This window comes from Nocardia sp. NBC_01503 (assembly GCF_036327755.1).
Classification (GTDB): domain Bacteria; phylum Actinomycetota; class Actinomycetes; order Mycobacteriales; family Mycobacteriaceae; genus Nocardia.
Genome location: NZ_CP109596.1, coordinates 1,905,910 through 1,921,785 on the forward strand (window position 1 = coordinate 1,905,910; position 15,876 = coordinate 1,921,785).

Annotated in this window: 16 protein-coding genes and 1 tRNA gene; 5 read left to right on the forward strand and 12 right to left on the reverse strand. The window is 66.6% G+C overall.

Annotated features, from left to right (window positions below):
• The first annotated feature begins 235 nt into the window (after positions 1 to 235).
• The gene (locus tag OHB26_RS08465; RefSeq protein WP_330183647.1) at positions 236 to 529 is read left to right on the forward strand and encodes a DUF397 domain-containing protein; all 294 of its coding nucleotides are present in this window, start codon (positions 236 to 238) and stop codon (positions 527 to 529) included.
• 1 nt (position 530) lies between these two features.
• Here OHB26_RS08465 and OHB26_RS08470 read toward each other — a convergent pair whose 3' ends face one another.
• The 5 genes from OHB26_RS08470 to OHB26_RS08490 all read right to left on the reverse strand — a co-directional run bounded on the left by OHB26_RS08470 (position 531) and on the right by OHB26_RS08490 (position 5,575).
• Positions 531 to 1,490, reverse strand: a complete 960-nt coding sequence (locus OHB26_RS08470) for an alpha/beta hydrolase (protein ID WP_330183648.1) — start codon at positions 1,488 to 1,490, stop codon at positions 531 to 533.
• 129 nt (positions 1,491 to 1,619) lie between these two features.
• Positions 1,620 to 2,057 (reverse strand): HIT family protein, encoded by a 438-nt coding sequence (locus tag OHB26_RS08475; RefSeq protein WP_330183649.1) that lies wholly within the window; start codon positions 2,055 to 2,057, stop codon positions 1,620 to 1,622.
• A gap of 21 nt (positions 2,058 to 2,078) precedes the next feature.
• Positions 2,079 to 3,500 (reverse strand): adenylosuccinate lyase, encoded by a 1,422-nt coding sequence (purB, locus tag OHB26_RS08480; protein WP_330183650.1) that lies wholly within the window; start codon positions 3,498 to 3,500, stop codon positions 2,079 to 2,081.
• 205 nt (positions 3,501 to 3,705) lie between these two features.
• Positions 3,706 to 4,311 carry a TetR/AcrR family transcriptional regulator gene (locus OHB26_RS08485; RefSeq protein ID WP_330183651.1) on the reverse strand — a complete coding sequence of 202 codons (606 nt, stop codon included), beginning with the start codon at positions 4,309 to 4,311 and terminating at the stop codon, positions 3,706 to 3,708.
• Between the two features lie 91 nt (positions 4,312 to 4,402).
• The gene (locus tag OHB26_RS08490; RefSeq protein WP_330183652.1) at positions 4,403 to 5,575 is read right to left on the reverse strand and encodes a pyridoxal phosphate-dependent aminotransferase; all 1,173 of its coding nucleotides are present in this window, start codon (positions 5,573 to 5,575) and stop codon (positions 4,403 to 4,405) included.
• A 593-nt stretch (positions 5,576 to 6,168) separates the two neighbouring features.
• On the opposite strand from OHB26_RS08490, the gene OHB26_RS08495 reads away from it, so the two are divergent.
• Positions 6,169 to 6,948: a M23 family metallopeptidase gene (locus OHB26_RS08495; protein WP_330185541.1), complete on the forward strand. Its 780-nt coding sequence runs from the start codon at positions 6,169 to 6,171 to the stop codon at positions 6,946 to 6,948.
• Positions 6,949 to 7,046: 98 nt separating this feature from the next.
• On the opposite strand, the gene purD is transcribed toward OHB26_RS08495, so the two are convergent.
• Positions 7,047 to 8,333 carry a phosphoribosylamine--glycine ligase gene (gene purD / locus OHB26_RS08500; protein WP_330183653.1) on the reverse strand — a complete coding sequence of 429 codons (1,287 nt, stop codon included), beginning with the start codon at positions 8,331 to 8,333 and terminating at the stop codon, positions 7,047 to 7,049.
• Positions 8,334 to 8,627: 294 nt separating this feature from the next.
• Between purD and OHB26_RS08505 the strand changes: the two genes are divergently transcribed.
• On the forward strand, positions 8,628 to 9,053 hold the full coding sequence (locus tag OHB26_RS08505) for an HIT family protein (protein ID WP_330183654.1): 426 nt from the start codon (positions 8,628 to 8,630) through the stop codon (positions 9,051 to 9,053).
• Here OHB26_RS08505 and OHB26_RS08510 read toward each other — a convergent pair.
• The 5 genes from OHB26_RS08510 to OHB26_RS08530 all read right to left on the reverse strand — a co-directional run bounded on the left by OHB26_RS08510 (position 9,029) and on the right by OHB26_RS08530 (position 12,873).
• Positions 9,029 to 10,492: a sensor histidine kinase gene (locus tag OHB26_RS08510; protein WP_330183655.1), complete on the reverse strand. Its 1,464-nt coding sequence runs from the start codon at positions 10,490 to 10,492 to the stop codon at positions 9,029 to 9,031. The genes OHB26_RS08505 and OHB26_RS08510 overlap by 25 nt on opposite strands.
• Positions 10,489 to 11,223 (reverse strand): response regulator transcription factor, encoded by a 735-nt coding sequence (locus OHB26_RS08515; protein WP_330183656.1) that lies wholly within the window; start codon positions 11,221 to 11,223, stop codon positions 10,489 to 10,491. The genes OHB26_RS08510 and OHB26_RS08515 overlap by 4 nt, the downstream gene beginning before the upstream one ends.
• 210 nt (positions 11,224 to 11,433) lie before the next feature.
• A tRNA-Thr gene (locus OHB26_RS08520) sits at positions 11,434 to 11,505 on the reverse strand.
• 182 nt (positions 11,506 to 11,687) lie between these two features.
• Complete coding sequence (locus OHB26_RS08525; protein ID WP_019931522.1) at positions 11,688 to 11,930, reverse strand: MbtH family protein; 243 nt, start codon at positions 11,928 to 11,930, stop codon at positions 11,688 to 11,690.
• A gap of 139 nt (positions 11,931 to 12,069) precedes the next feature.
• On the reverse strand, positions 12,070 to 12,873 hold the full coding sequence (locus OHB26_RS08530; RefSeq protein WP_330183657.1) for an alpha/beta fold hydrolase: 804 nt from the start codon (positions 12,871 to 12,873) through the stop codon (positions 12,070 to 12,072).
• A 198-nt stretch (positions 12,874 to 13,071) separates the two neighbouring features.
• On the opposite strand from OHB26_RS08530, the gene OHB26_RS08535 reads away from it, so the two are divergent.
• Positions 13,072 to 13,248 (forward strand): hypothetical protein, encoded by a 177-nt coding sequence (locus tag OHB26_RS08535; protein ID WP_330185920.1) that lies wholly within the window; start codon positions 13,072 to 13,074, stop codon positions 13,246 to 13,248.
• Complete coding sequence (locus tag OHB26_RS08540; RefSeq protein WP_442942878.1) at positions 13,184 to 14,737, forward strand: alpha,alpha-trehalose-phosphate synthase (UDP-forming); 1,554 nt, start codon at positions 13,184 to 13,186, stop codon at positions 14,735 to 14,737. The genes OHB26_RS08535 and OHB26_RS08540 overlap by 65 nt, the downstream gene beginning before the upstream one ends.
• 81 nt (positions 14,738 to 14,818) lie before the next feature.
• Here OHB26_RS08540 and OHB26_RS08545 read toward each other — a convergent pair whose 3' ends face one another.
• Complete coding sequence (locus tag OHB26_RS08545; protein ID WP_330183659.1) at positions 14,819 to 15,760, reverse strand: oxidoreductase; 942 nt, start codon at positions 15,758 to 15,760, stop codon at positions 14,819 to 14,821.
• Positions 15,761 to 15,876: the final 116 nt, after the last annotated feature.

Consider the following 15,876-nt stretch of genomic DNA (forward strand, 5'->3'; position numbering starts at 1 on the left):
GGTCGTACAGGAAGAAGACCGCCGCCTTGCGCCGGGCGCACTGATCGGTCGGACAGCTTCTATGCACACTCAGAATGCTTTGCGCCAGTTCGGCGTTGAACCGCTCCGGCACCACATCACAGCTGTCGGAGATGGGAGCTGCTCGCTGTTCTGACCATGGCGTGCGCACCACATACCTCCTTCCGCGGACACAGAATGGAATATCCGATCCGCAGGCTCCGCAAACCCTGGCATTATGAGTGCGATCTACATCACCGACCAGTACCCGGCGTATAGGGAGTTCGAAGTGGAAGCCGAGTCCGTCTCTTCACCCGCCGCGGCGAAGAACCGCGAGATCGAGTCCGACGCCGTCTGGCGGCGCGGCGACGACAGCACCGAGGGTGTCGAAATCGCCTTTCTGGCCAGCGGAAACATCGGCCTGCGCGACTCCCGCAATCCGGATGGACCGGTGCTGGTCTTCACCCCCGGCGAGTGGCGCGCCTTCGTCGCCGGGGCCAAGGACGGCGAATTCAACCGTCCCGGAAAATGATTCAGGCGCCGATCGCCCCGCCGATGGTCGGCCAGGATTCATGCAGCGTGTCCTGCCAATACGACCACGAATGCGTGCCCACCGGGCTGTAATCCACGATCGCCGGAATATTCAGATCCTTCAGATGCCCCGCGAACGAATTCACACATGCGTTCACACCGAGTTCGATGGGCCCGCCGAAGAAGATGTTCTCCGGCAGTTGCGGTTTGATCTCCAACTCGTGCGGGCCGGGCAGTCCGGTGCCGGTGGAGAGGTAGATGGTCTTACCGCGCAGCCGATCGGCCATGAGCGCCGGATTGTGCGCGGCCCAGGCCGGATCGCCGGGCCCACCCCACATATTGAACGGATTACCACCGCGATTCGCGATGGAGAACAGGATCGCGCCCTGCGCGATGTTGAGGTCGGGGCAGGCGCTGTAGCCGGCGACGGCGCGATAGAGCTCCGGATGCCGTACCGCGAGCGAGAAGGCCGCCACACCACCCATGGAGAGTCCGCCGATGGCGTTCACCCCGTTACCGGCGAAGTAGTCGTCGATGATCGGCGGCAGCTCCGCGGTCAGGAAGGTTTCCCACTTGTACCGGCCGAAACGCGGATCGTCGGCGGCCCAGTCGGTGTAGTAGCTGGCCTGGCCGCCCATGGGCAGCACCACATTCACGTTCTTACCGCGGAAGAAGGGTTCGGCGTCGGTGGCATTGGTCCAGGTGCTCTGGGTCGCCCCCGGGTCCAGACCGTCCAGGAGGTAGTAGCTGGCGCGTTCCCCGCCACCGGCCGGGTGCAGGACCTGCACCTGGATCGTCCGGCCCATGGCCGGGGAATCGATGAAGAGCGCGGAGCGGTTCGCATTCAATTCGTCGACCCGCACCACCTGCGCGGCATGAGCGGTAACCGGCGGCGCCAGCACCGGACCGAGCAAACCCGCGGCGAACGCGAAAACCGCTGCGGCAACAATACTTCTACGCATGGCCTCACCTCCATCAGCCCACCACAATCGATTTCCAACGTAACTCGAGTGGCAGCAACCGCGAGGAATATTCGGTCTTTGGCGCGTCCTTGGCAAACCAATCGGTTCGCATATGTTAATGCCAATCAGCTATGAATTACCAGGTTCTCGATTCAACACGCCACGAATAGATCCGGCCAGGTAATCCAGGTCCGCGCGGCGCGGTGAGGTGGGCCGCGCACGCAGGCCGAAACCATCGCCCGGCGTACGCGGAATCACATGCAGATGCACATGGAAAACCTCCTGGCCCGCCGTCACCCCGTCGGCCAGGAAGAAATTCACGCCGTCGCAGTTCACCTCGGATGCGCGCAGCGCCGCCGCCAAGCGCTGCCCGACCTGAAACAGCTTGCCGCCCAGGGCCGGATCCAGCTCCGCCAGACTGCGCGCCGGAATCTTGGGAATCACCAGCAGATGTCCCGGCGTCACGGGGCGAATATCCATGAACGCCAGGACATCATCGTCCTCGTACACCTTGCTGGCCTCGGCCTGCCCGGCGATGATCTCGGAGAAAATCGTGTACGGATTCACGCCCCGAGACTAGTTGCGCCGCTACAGAATCGGAGCCGGGGTGTAGCGGGCCGCCTCCGGATGCGCCGAGACCAGCTTCTGCACCTGCGCGATGACCTCCGCGGTCTGCGCCTCGGCCGCGCCGATGAAGGCCGAACGATCCTCCAGCGCGGCCTCGAGCGCGGCGCGATCCAGCGGCATCCGGTCATCGGCGGCCAGACGATCCAGCAGATCGGGCTCACGGCCCTGCTCACGCATGGCCAGCGCCACCGCGACCGCATGCTCCTTGATGACCTCGTGCGCGGTCTCCCGGCCCACACCGGCCCGCACAGCGGCCATCAGCAGCCGGGTGGTGGCCAGGAACGGCAGGTAGCGGTTCAGCTCACGGTCGATGACGGCCGGGTAGGCGCCGAACTCGGCCAGAATGGTCAGGAAGGTCTCCATCATGCCGTCGATGGCGAAGAAGGCGTCCGGCAGCGCGACCCGGCGGATCACCGAGCAGAAGACATCGCCCTCGTTCCACTGCGCGCCCGCCAACTCGGCGGCCATGGAGCCGTAACCGCGCAGGATCACCTGCAGGCCGTTCACCCGCTCGGCCGAGCGGGTGTTCATCTTGTGCGGCATGGCCGACGAGCCGACCTGCCCCTTCTGGAAACCCTCGGTGACCAGTTCATGCCCGGCCATCAGGCGAATGGTGTGCGCGAAAGACGAAGGGCCGGCGCCGATCTGGACCAGTGTGGAGATCACGTCATGATCCAGCGAGCGCGGGTACACCTGGCCGACGCTGGTGAAGACATTCTTGAAGCCGAGGTGGTGCGACACCTTCTGCTCCAGCTGCGCCAGTTTGGCGGCATCACCGTCGAGTAGATCCAGCATGTCCTGCGCGGTGCCCATCGGACCCTTGATACCGCGCAGCGGATAGCGGTCGATGAGCTCCCGCAGCCGGGTGAGCGCGATCAGCAGTTCGTCCGCGGCCGAGGCGAAACGCTTGCCCAGCGTGGTGGCCTGCGCCGCCACATTGTGCGAGCGACCGGCCATGACCAGGGACTGATACTCCGCGGCCCGCTCGGCCAGCCGCGCCGCGATGGCGACACCGTGCGCGTACACATGCTCCAGCGAGAGCCGGATCTGCAGCTGCTCGACATTCTCGGTGAGGTCGCGCGAGGTCATGCCCTTGTGCACATGCTCATGTCCGGCGAGGGCGTTGAACTCCTCGATGCGGGCCTTCACATCGTGCCGGGTGACCCGCTCGCGCTCGGCGATCGAGGCCAGATCGACCTGATCGATGACGCGCTCATAATCCTCGACGACCCCCGTGGGCACATCGATCCCGAGCTCGGCCTGCGCCCGCAGCACCTCCAGCCACAGCCGCCGCTCGAGAACGATCTTGTTCTCCGGCGACCACAGGCGAACCAACTCGGGGCTGGCGTAACGGGTGGCGAGGACGTTCGGCACAAAGCTCACTGTGTCTATTTTGCCCTCCGCTTCGCTCCGGGCGGTTCGCGGCCCCCGAAGTCTCGGTTCTTCCCTCCCTCCGCTCCCCCGCTTCGCTCCTCCGCTCCGCTCAGTCCAGAACCGAGACGGGCCGCGAACTTGGAGTGCATGTCCTTGGGGGCATGTCCTTGGGGAGCATGTCCTTTGAGGGTGTACGGATGTTGGGCGGGGGCGATCAGGTGGGGGGAGCGACGATATCGATCACTTCCAGGAGGGCGCCGCGGGCCATGCGCCGCGGTTGGGGGTCGGCCTCGCCGAGGGCGGTCACCACCGCGCCGTCGACCACCGCGACGAGTCTGCGGGCCTGTTCCGGGCGGACTATGCGGTCGGAGCGGCGCAGCACGTCCGCCAGCAGCTCGTCGAGCTGAGCGCGTAGTCGGAGTTGGACCTCGCGTAGCTCCGGATGGCGGGCCGAGGCCACCGAGCGCTCATAGCGGGCGATGAGTTGGCCGCGGGCGTCGGCGTCGGCGTGCTCGGGGCCGACGAGCAGATCCAGCACCAGATCCACGGTCGCCTCCGCGGCGCGGCGGCGATGGGTCACCTCACCGACGCGGCGGCGCATGGCCTCGAGTTCGGCATTGCCGGAGAATTCGACCGCGCGCGCGATCAGATCCTCCAGCGATTCGAAGTAGTAGGTGGTGGACGCGAGCGGTAGCTCCGCGCGCGTCGCTACCGAGCGGTGCCGAACCGCCTCGAAGCCACCCTCGAGGAGTAGCTCGGCGGCGGCACAAACCAGCGCTTGGCGACGCCGTTCGCCTTTCGGAGTCGTCGCAGTGGTCACGGATGCAATCGTGCCAGTCCTCATCGGTTCATCTGTGCCGAATCTGTGCGATCTGTGCCTATTCCCTACGAAGTGCGTTCCGCAGGGCCGTTCAGGCCAGATATCGTCCCAACCGGTCGAGTGCTTCTTCGATATCGGCACCCGCCCCGGCGAACGAGAACCGCACGGTATGAACACCGTTCACGGTGTCGAAGTCGATACCGGGCGCGAGCGCGACCCCGGTTCGATCGAGCACCTCGGTACACCACGCCATCGAATCATCGGTCAGGTGCGCGATATCCGCGTACGCGTAGAACGCGCCGTCCGCCGGAGCCAGATCGGTGATACCGAGCTTGGGCAAACCCGAAAGCAGCAGTTGCCGATTCGCGGTATAGCGCGCCACATGCCCGTCGAGTTCGGCCTTGGCCTCCGCTCCGAAGGCGTGCACGGCCGCGTACTGCGAAATGGCGGGCGGGCAGACGGTCATATTCGAGGCGAGGCGTTGCAGGGCCGGGCGCATACCCTCGGGGACCAGCATCCAGCCGAGTCGCCAACCGGTCATGGAGAAGTACTTCGAGACCGAGCCGATGACGATCGATTCCCGGGAGGTCTCCCACGCCGAGGACGTCGGCTCGGTGCTTGTAGACAACGCCGTGTCGTAGACGATGCCGTGATAGATCTCGTCCGAGATCAGCAGCGTGCCGTGCGCATCGCACCAGCGCGCCAGCGCGGCCAGCTCGGCCGGGGCGATCATGGTCCCGGTCGGATTGGCCGGACTCGCCACGATCAATCCGGCGGGCGGTTCGGGCAGTGCCTCGAGCATGGCCACGGTCGGCTGGAATCGGGTCTCGGGACCGCAGTCCAGCTCGATCACCTCGCAGCCCAGCGCGGTCAGCGTATTGCGATAGGCCGGATAGCCCGGTCGCGCCACCACCACGGTGTCACCGGCGTCGAAGGCCGCCAGGAAGATCAGGGTGAACGCGCCCGAGGATCCGGTCGTCACCACCACGTCATCGGCGCTGACCTGCACGCCATAGGTACTCCGGTGGTGCTCCGCGATCGCCTCCCGCAGCGGCAGAATCCCGAATGTCTCGGTATAACCCAGCAATTCGGAGTCCATGGCCGCTTTGGTGGCCCGCAAAACCGCCCGCGGAGCGGGGGTTGAGGGCTGTCCGGCGGCCAGCACCAGCACATCCCCGTGAGTTCGGGCCCGTTCAGCTGCTGCCTTCCAGACATCCATCACGTAAAAAGGTGGAATGGTCGACCGGCGAGATTCGATACGCACTCGACAGACGGTAGAGCACCAACTCCCCCGCCTGTCCGGCAATGGCCGCCGGAATGCCTGAGGAGGCTCGCATGCAGGGGGGACCGACGACCACCGAGGAGGACTCGGCAGCAGAGCACCGGGATGCCGCACCACCGGGGAACAGCGACACCCATGCGACCGCGCACTCCGCGGTGAACCGAACCCCATCCACCGCCGAGGACCCCCGGCCCACCGCAGACCCCGATACCGGGACTGACCCGGACCCCGGAACAGACCCTGACTCCGGATCGAACGCGCACCCCGGAACGAACGCGACCTCCGGAATGAACGCACAGGAGTCCGGAACCGATGCGCAGGAGTCCGGGCGGCGCGAGTTCCGGGCGGGCGTGGACAGTTTTCTGCCCGGAGTGCGGCTGCGACTCGACGCACCGGGAAAGACGTCGACGATCGCCCGCGCACAACTCGCCAGGGGCGCGCGGGCGGGGACGCGGGCGCTGATCCGAGCGCGCGAGCAGGCGCCGGTGGTCCGGGATCACGCCCTCGAATTCTGGGGGAAGCGACCGCGATCCCGCGCCGAGCTCGACGAGCTGGTCCAGCGCGGCAAGGGCGAGATGCGGCGACAGGCTCCGGTGGCGCGCGCCTGGGCGGTTCGGCATCGGGTGCTGATCGGCGGGATGACCGCGGTGCTGGTATTCGCGGCCGCGGACAGCGGCCTGGGCCTGATTCCGACCGACGCACCGGTGGAACCCGGTGTGGCGCTGCGGGTTCCGGTGGCCAATCCACTCCAGGTGCATACCGCCGCGCAGTCGGCGAAACGCTATCTGGACGCCATCAACAATGGTGAGCGACTGCGTGAGTCGGCGGTGGTGGCCGCGGCGGCCCGCTCGACGCTGGAGCGCGCCAAGGCGGAGGCGGCGGCCGCGGTCAATGGTGAACAGCAGCCCTGGATGGCGGGTCCGGCACCGGCGGGCACGCTGCCGCCGGGCTTCGTACTACCCGGGGCCGGCGGCTTCGTCCTACCCGCGGTGGGCGCGTTCACCTCCGGATTCGGTTCGCGCTGGGGCACTTTCCACGCGGGTATCGATATCGCGGGACCGCTGGGCTCACCCATCTACGCGGTGGCGGCGGGCACGGTCATCGACGCGGGCCCGGCGCAGGGCTTCGGGCTCTGGGTGCGCATCCGGCACGATGACGGCACCATCTCCGTCTACGGGCACATGTACGACTTCTTCGTCTCCGTCGGCGAGCGCGTCCCGGCGGGTATGCAGATCGCCCGCATCGGCAATCGCGGCGACTCCACCGGTCCGCACCTGCACTTCGAGATCATCATCAGCGGCCAGCACGTGGACCCGCAGGCGTGGCTGGCCCAGCGTGGGATCTCGCTGAACTGACTCCGTCATCCCGGCGCGTTTTCGGCCGGGATCCACACTGGCCGCACATCAGCCGATGGTGTGGATCCCGGCCGAAAGCATGCCGGGATGACGAGGGGTCAGACCGCCGGTTCGGGGACGGTGATCCGGCCCTCGACCGCCGCCAGGGCGATATCGGTGCGGAAGTGGCCGCCGGGCAGCTTGATTCCGGCCAAGCGGTCGTAGGCGTTCTTACGTGCCTCGGACAGGTCAGCGCCCTGGCCGACGATGGCGAGCACCCGACCACCGGAGGAGACGATCGAACCGTCCTCGCGCAGTGCGGTTCCCGCGTGCAGCACCTCGGATTCGGTTCCGGTGCCGGAGGATTCGGCGCCGGTGATGACATCACCGGAGCGCGGACGCCCCGGGTAGTTCTCGGCGGCGAGCACGACGGTGACGGCCGCGCCGTCCTTCCAGCGCGGCGCCTGCACGTCGGCCAGGGTTCCGGTGGCGGTGGCGTAGAGCAGTTCGCCGAGCGGGCTGTCCAGCAGCGCCAGTACCGCCTGGGTCTCGGGATCGCCGAAGCGGCAATTGAATTCGATGACCGCGGGTCCGGCCGATCCGACGGCGAGCCCGGCGTAGAGCAGACCGCTGAACGGCACGCCACGCCGAACCATTTCGGCCGCAACGGGTTTCACCACATCATCGACAATGGACCGCAGCGTGGCATCGGTCAGCCACGGCAGCGGGGTGTACGCGCCCATACCGCCGGTGTTCGGCCCGGTATCCCCGTCGCCGACGCGCTTGTGATCCTGCGCGGGCAGCAGCGGCACCACGGTCTCACCGTCGACCAGGCAGAACAGCGATACCTCGGGTCCGTCCAGGAAGGATTCCAGCAGGACCGGATGCCCGTTCTCCAGCAGTTCGGCCCCGTGCTCGCGCGCGACCGACCGGTCGGCCGTCACCACGACGCCCTTACCCGCGGCCAGCCCGTCATCCTTGACGACCCAGGTCGGCCCGAAGCGATCCAGCGCCGCGTCCAGCTCACCCGGATGATCGACGATCTCACTGTGCGCGGTGCGCACGCCCGCCGCGTTCATCACATCCTTGGCGAAGGCCTTGGACCCTTCGATCCGCGCGGCCGCGGCGGACGGTCCGAAGGCCGGAATCCCGGCGGCTCGCACCGCATCCGCGACACCGAGCACCAGCGGCACCTCGGGTCCGACCACGACGAGGTCGACGCCGAGCTCCTTGGCGAGCGCGGCCACCTCTTCCCCGGAGCTGGGGTCGACGGCTCGCACGTCGACATGCTGGGCGATCCCCGCGTTGCCGGGCGCGACCGATACCTCGGTCACCGCCGGGTCCCGGCGCAGGGCCAGGGCGAGGGCATGTTCACGGGCTCCGGAACCGATGACGAGTACGCGCACGGCAGACAGCTTAAAGCGTGCGCACCAACGTGCACCCGGCGGTTCCGCGCGAGGTGCGGTCGGGTGCTGATGCGGCACGCCTGACATCCGGCGCGCCATGCACCGGGGCCACGCCATCACATCCCACGCGGGGACCCGGCGTCGCGGCGCGCGAGGGCACCGGCATCCCGTCGGAGCGCTCAGCTGGTCCGGCACTACGCGCTTGTCAGGCTCGCTGCCGGGCAGACCGACGCGCCGCGGCCGGGCTCGCGGTGCCGGGGGCGGCCTTCACCCACCGCGCGTAATCTGCCGAATATGGCTTCTGTTTTCTCAATGATCATCGAAGGTCAGCTGCCGGGCCGATTCGTCTGGGAGGACGATGAATTCGTCGCCTTCCTCACCATCGCGCCGGTGACGCAGGGGCACACGCTGGTGGTGCCGCGCAAGGAGATCGACCAGTGGCAGGACCTCGATCCGGAGACCATGGCCCGGATGACCGGGGTCGCCCAGAAGATCGGCCGTGCGGTGCGGGCCGCCTGGGATGCCCCGCGCGCGGGCCTGCTCATCGCGGGTCTGGAGGTGCCGCATCTGCACCTGCACGTCTTCCCGGCGTTCGAGCTCGGCGACTTCGATATCACCGGTGCGGATACCGAGCCGAGCAAGGAGTCCCTGGACGAGGCGCAGGCCAAGATCAAGCAGGCGCTGCGCGATCTGGGTTACGGCGCGAATGTCCCGGACTGACCGGTTCGCGGCAATCGCACGCTGAAGGTCGTCCCTTCCCCCGGCGCACTGGTCACCGATACCTCGCCACCGTGCGCGGTGACCAGTGCCCGCACGATCGAGAGCCCCAATCCGGTGCCGCCGCTGACCCGGCTGCGTGAGGCATCGGTGCGATAGAAGCGTTCGAAGACCCGCTCGGCCTGCTCGGGCGTGAGCCCGGGCCCGGTATCGGCGACCTCGACCAGTACATCGTCCGTCGAGGGGGTGAGCCGCACGGTGACCGCGGCCTCGGGCGGGGTGTGCACGAGCGCGTTATTGAGCAGATTGGCCAGGATCTGCCGCAGCCGAGTCTCATCCCCGGTGATCTCCAAAGTCCCGGTGCCGGAACGGATCTCCAGATCGATGGGGCGCTCGGGCCCTTCCCCCCGCTGTACCGCGGCGAGTGCCCGGGCATTGTGCACCGCATCGCTGGCCAGGGTGAGCAGATCCACCGGCCGCCGCTCCACCGGCCGCTGCGCGTCCAGTCGGGCCAGCATGAGCAGGTCCTCGACCAGCAGACCCATCCGCTTGGATTCGCGTTCGATGCGATCCATGAGCAGCTCGGGTTCGGTGATCGCGCCCTGCCGATACAGCTCGGAGAAGCCCTTGATGGTGGTCAGCGGCGTACGCAGTTCATGGCTGGCGTCGGCGACGAACTGCCGCATCTTGGCCTCGGAGCGCCGCGCACCCTCCTCGGACGCCTCGGTGGCGGCGAACGCCTGCTGGATCTGGGTGAGCATGGTGTTCAGCGACTGCGACAGCCGATCCACCTCGGTGTCGTTGTTACGCACCGGAACTCGCTGATGCAGGTCCCCTCCGGCAATAGCGGCGGCGGTGCGCTCCACCTCCTCCAGCGGTCGCAGACTGCGCCGGATCACCAGTCGCGCGACGATGGCGAGCGCCGCCATCACCAGCGCCCCGATCACCACCTGCAGCAGGATGAGCCGATCCAGGATGCTCTGGGTCTGATCCATGCGCAGCGCCACAATGCTGGAGCCGTTCTGATTGGTGAGGCGCATGACCCGCCACTCCTCACCGGAGTTGCCGATGGAGCCGACGGTGATGGGGTGCCGGCCGAGATCGTCCGGCACATCGGGCTGTCCGGTGCCGACATCCAGGTGCAGGGTCAGCTGTCCGTTCGAATCCAGTACCTGCACATAGAGCAGATCGGCCGGGCGCTCTTTACCCGCCGGTGGTGCGGGCAGGGTCTCGGGCCGACGCGCTCCGGGTGCGGCCCAGCTGTGCGCGGCCTCGCTCAACTGCCGGTCGATGCGATCGATGAGCACATCGCGCATGAGGGTGGTGACCGCGATCCCGGAGACCAGCAGCCCGATTCCCGCGAGCGAGACCAGCGCCAGGGCGAGGGTGGTGCGCAGCGGTACCGCGGCGAGCCGATCCGACAACCGGGCGCGTGGGCTCATTTAGCGGCCGACCGGCGATGCGGCTCCCGCATGACGTAGCCGACCCCGCGCAGGGTGTGGATGAGCCGATCGGGTCCGGTATCGACCTTCTTGCGCAGATAGGACACATAGGTCTCCACCACGCCCACCTCTCCGCCGAAGTCGTAGCGCCACACGTGATCCAGAATGCGCGGTTTGCTCAGCACCGTGCCCGCGTTGATCATGAAGTACCGCAGCAGCGTGAACTCGGTGGGCGACAACGGAACCGGTTCCCCGGCCTTCCACACCTCGTGGGTGTCGTCGTCGAGTTCGATATCGGCGAAGCGCAGCCGCGAGGACTTCTCCTCCGGCGCGGCGCGGCCGGCCCGGCGCAGAATCACGCGCAGCCGCGCCACCACCTCTTCGAGGCTGAACGGTTTGGTGACGTAATCGTCCGCGCCGAGGGTCAATCCGGTGATCTTGTCCTCGACCTCGTCGCGCGCGGTCAGAAAGAGCACGGGTGCGTCGATCCCGTCGGCGCGCAGTCGCCGCAGCAGCCCGAACCCGTCCATCCCCGGCATCATCACATCGACGATGAGGGCGTCCGGCCGGAACATCTTGGCCCGATCCAGCCCCTCGGTCCCGGATCCGGCGGTGGCCACCTCGAACCCCTGATACCGCAGACTCACCGACAGGAGCTCCACGATCATCGGCTCATCATCGACAACCAGCACTCTGGCTTCGGCTTCACGGGACCCGGGCACACCTGTCATGACCCCATACTGCTGCCCGGATCGTCGAACTCCCTGTACCAAACCTGGGAGTTTCCTGGGAGCCCGAATGCCGAAGGGACAACTGATTTCGCAACGGTCGGGGTGACTCCCGGGGTACGCCCGAAACCCGGCCCCGTGCCCAACCGCCGGCCCGGTGCAAAAAGGAACCGCCTCCCCACGACCGGCAAGAGTCGCGGAGAGGCGGAGTTGAGCCCCCTGTCAGGATTGAACTGACGACCTTCGCTTTACAAGAGCGGTGCTCTACCACTGAGCTAAGGAGGCGGACGGTGACCTTTCAAAAATCGGTGCCATCATAACCGGGGAAGTCGGCTGCGCGGAAAAGCCGACGTCCCGGTCGATCGATACATCACTGAGCTGGACCGAAAGCGGCCGTGCGGCGCTCGTGACGCCACCGACCGCGTTCCGGAACCGTTCCTGCGCAGTATCTGGTCAACCGCTCTGTGTCAGGACTGCGCCGCCTGACGGGCCGCATCGTCGGCGGCCATGGCATCACGAAGGCTCTTCGGACGCATATCCGTCCAGTTCTTCTCGACGTACTCGACGCACGCGGCGCGCGAGTCCTCACCGAACACAACCCGCCAGCCCGCCGGAACCTCGGCGAATGCGGGCCACAGGGAGTGCTGTTCCTCGTCGTTGACCAGGACGAAGAACCGGCCGTCTTCGTCATCGAAAGGATTGGTGCTCATTTCACCTCACTGGATACTGGCGCTTGTACAGGAACGCTGACGGATCATCTTGCCACTGGGTTGGCACCACAGCGCAAGGACGAGCCCCCGACGTTGTTTCGACCCTAGCAAGGCTCGCGTTACGGCTGGGCGGTTACCTTCACGCCGCGAAGAATTCCAGCAGGATCTTGTTCACAGTCTCGGGTTGTTCCAGGTAGCCGAAGTGCCCGGCGTCCGGGACCTCTTGATACCGCGCGCCGGGAATGGCCTCGGCGACCTCGCGGGACAGGTACGGCGGAATCATCCGATCGTCCGCGAAGCCGACGGACAGGCAGGGCACGGTAATGCCCCGGTAGGCGGCGGTGCGGTCGAAGTCGTGGTCCATGCGGCGCTGGGCGCGCACACCCGGTGCGGCCGGGCCACCGGTGAATTCGAACAGGTCCAGCCAGTCCCGGGCGGCGTGGGTATCGGCCAGGGTGGCCGGGGAGAGGTTCATCAGCGCGGAGATGGCGGCCTCGTATTTGGCGGGCAGCCGCACCCCGGAGGCGTCGAGTTCGTGCTCACCGGCCGAGAGCGTCTTCTGCAGCTGGTCCAGGCGGGCGTGCCCGGCCAGGAAGACGGCCTTGCGCACCAGGTCCGGCCGGGCCAGCGCCAACTCCTGGGCGACCCGTGAGCCCATGGACTGGCCGACCACCAATGCCGGTCCCTCGCCGAGGAATTCGATGAGTCCGGCGGTGTCGCGGACCAGTTCGTCGATGGTCATGCCCTGGGCGGCCTCGTAGGACGGCGCGATACCTCGATTGTCGAAGGTGCAGACCCGGTATCCGGCCGCGACCAACGCGGGCACCTGGTGCAGTTCCCACACCCGGCCGCCGCTGCCCGTCCCCATGATCATGACGACCAGCGGTCCGGACCCCTTGATCTGGTAGTTCAGCGAGATTCCGTGCACCGTGGCCAACGGCATTACTGCGACCCCTTCACCTGATTCCAGCGACGTTTCCTGTCACCACCGTAAGCCAGGCCGTTCGACCCGGACATCCGCAGGTGAATCGTCCCTATCGCGCATTGCGTTTCGGGCTCGCTGTACACGCAGGACAGAGTTCGCCGGATTGCTCCGGATAGTATGGGGGCCTCGCAAGCTGAGCAGACTTTCCGAGAGGACATGATGATGGCCGCGAACAGCAGCGCAAAAGACATCGCGGACGACGATCTGGAACCACTCGCCGACGAGACAGCCCGACAGGCCCAGCGTGTCGTAGCCGCGTACGCCACCGATGCCGACGAATGCCGCATGCTGCTGTCGATGCTGGGCATCGGCCCCAATACGCGGGGCGAATGAGACAGTGAACCCGGACAGCGCCGGTTCAGGTTTCGTCGTCGTCGCCAACCGCTTACCGGTCGACCTCGAGAAACTGCCGGACGGCACCACTCGCTGGAAGCGCAGTCCCGGCGGTCTGGTGACCGCACTGGAGCCGGTGCTGCGAAACAACAAGGGCGCCTGGGTCGGCTGGGCGGGCGTACCCGATGTGGATCTCGATCCGATCGTCGAGGACGGTCTGGAACTGCATCCGGTACCGCTCTCGTCGGAGGAGGTCGCCGACTACTACGAGGGTTTCTCCAATGCCACGCTGTGGCCGCTGTATCACGATGTGATCGTGCGGCCGGTCTACGACCGTAAGTGGTGGCAGGCGTATGTGCAGGTGAACAGGCGTTTCGCCGAGCACACCGCGAAGGTGGCCGCCGAGGGCGCGACCGTCTGGGTGCAGGATTACCAGTTGCAACTGGTGCCCAAGATGCTGCGCATGCTGCGCCCGGATCTGACCATCGGCTTCTTCCTGCACATTCCGTTCCCGCCGGTGGAACTGTTCATGCAGATGCCTTGGCGCACAGAGATCGTCGAGGGTCTGCTGGGTGCGGATCTGATCGGCTTCCATCTGCCGGGCGGTGCGCAGAATTTCCTGTACCTGGCGAGAAGGCTTGCCGGACAGCCGACTTCGCGCGGCAATGTGGGCGTGCGCTCGAAACTCGGTGTGGTGCAGGTGGGTTTCCGCACCGTGCGCGTCGGCGCGTTCCCGATCTCCATCACCTCCACCGAGTTGGACGAGTACTCACGCCGCCGCAGCGTGCGTGAGCGCGCGTCGAAAATCCGTGCGGAGCTGGGTAATCCGAAGACGATCCTGTTGGGCGTGGACCGCCTGGACTACACCAAGGGCATCGATATCCGGTTGGCCGCGCTCGAGGAGCTGCTGCACGAGGAGCGCATCGATCCCGCCGATACGGTGATGGTGCAGTTGGCCACCCCGAGCCGGGAACGGGTGGACTCCTATATCCAGATGCGCGGCGATATCGAACGCCAGGTGGGCCGGATCAACGGCGAGTACTCCCGGGTGGGTTATCCGGTGGTGCACTATCTGCACCGCCCCATCCCCCGCGAGGAACTCGTCTCGTTCTTCGTGGCCGCCGACGTCATGGTGGTGACCCCGCTGCGCGACGGTATGAACCTGGTCGCCAAGGAGTACGTGGCTTGCCAGGGCGGTTTGAACGGCGCGCTGGTGCTGAGCGAATTCACCGGTGCGGCAGCGGAATTGCGGCAGTCGTACCTGTGCAATCCGCACGATCTGGAGAGCGTCAAGGAAGCCCTGCTCGCCGCGATCGAGGACGACCGCGACACCCGTCGCCGCCGGATGCGCTCACTGCGCCGCCAGGTGCTCACCCACGATGTGGACCGCTGGGCGCGTGCCTTCCTGGACGCACTGGCCCAGGATCGGGTGGCGGGCAGCGCCCTGCTCACCGATGACGACGTGGATCCGGGCGTACACCGGAACTAGCGTCCCGAGATACCGCTGTGGCCCACCCTCTTCACGCCACGAAGAGGGTGGGCCACCGTAGTTTTCAGCTTCGACCCGCACTCAGTCGAAGTTGTAGGTGACTCCGGTGAGTTGCTCGGATTCGATCCACAGCTTGCCCGCGAGCTCGGGATCGCGGGACTGTTCGGTTCCCTCGGTCAATTCCGGATACCCGCGCAATCCGTGTGCGGGCCCGTAGAATTCGCCACCGCGCGCCCCCGGATCGACGGCCGCCCGCAGCGTCGGCAGCGCACCCATCTGGGTGCTCTGCAACATCCAGCTGGTCATCCAGTCGATGGCGGGATGCTTCAGCATCCGCACGAACGGACTCATATTGTCCACGAAGTCCGAATGCGCCGCTCCCGGATGTGCCGCCAGCGCGATAAGTTCCGCCCCCGTGCCATTGAGCTGTCGCTGCAACTCGAACGTGAACATCAGATTCGCCAGCTTGGACTGCCCATACACCCGCATACCCTTGTACGCGCGCTTCTCGAAGCCGAGATCATCCAGATCCAACACGGTCGACCCATGCCCCGAACTGGCACTGCTGACGGTCACCACCCGAGCCCGCTCAGCCGCCAGCAACCGATCCAACAGCAACCCGGTGAAGGCGAACGGCCCGAGATGGTTTGTCGCGAAAGTGGTTTCGAACCCATCCACGGTCTCGCTACGCTCCCGATTGAGCGTGCCCGCATTGTTGATCAGCAGATCGATCCGCGCATGGCTCTCCCGGATCTCCGCGGCCGCCGCGCGCACCGACTCCTGCGACGAAAGGTCCAGTCGCACAATGGGCAACTCCGCCCCGGGCACGACCGCCCGAATGACTTCCGCTGCCGCGGCTGCCTTCTCGACATTCCGGCACGCCAGCACAACCGTCGCCCCGCGTTCGGCGAGCCGCAGTGCGGTCTCCGAACCGAGCCCGGCACTGGCACCGGTCACAATGGCGGTGCGCCCCTGCAAATCCGGAATATCAGCCGTGGTCCACGGCGCTTTCTTATTACCCACAGCGCGATCCTGACTGTTCTGATCGAGAACTTTCTCGATCAGCAGCCTAGATCCACTTTTACATGCCGACCAGTTCTGAACCGCTCAGCCGAACAGCCGCGCGGTTGTCAGAGCGA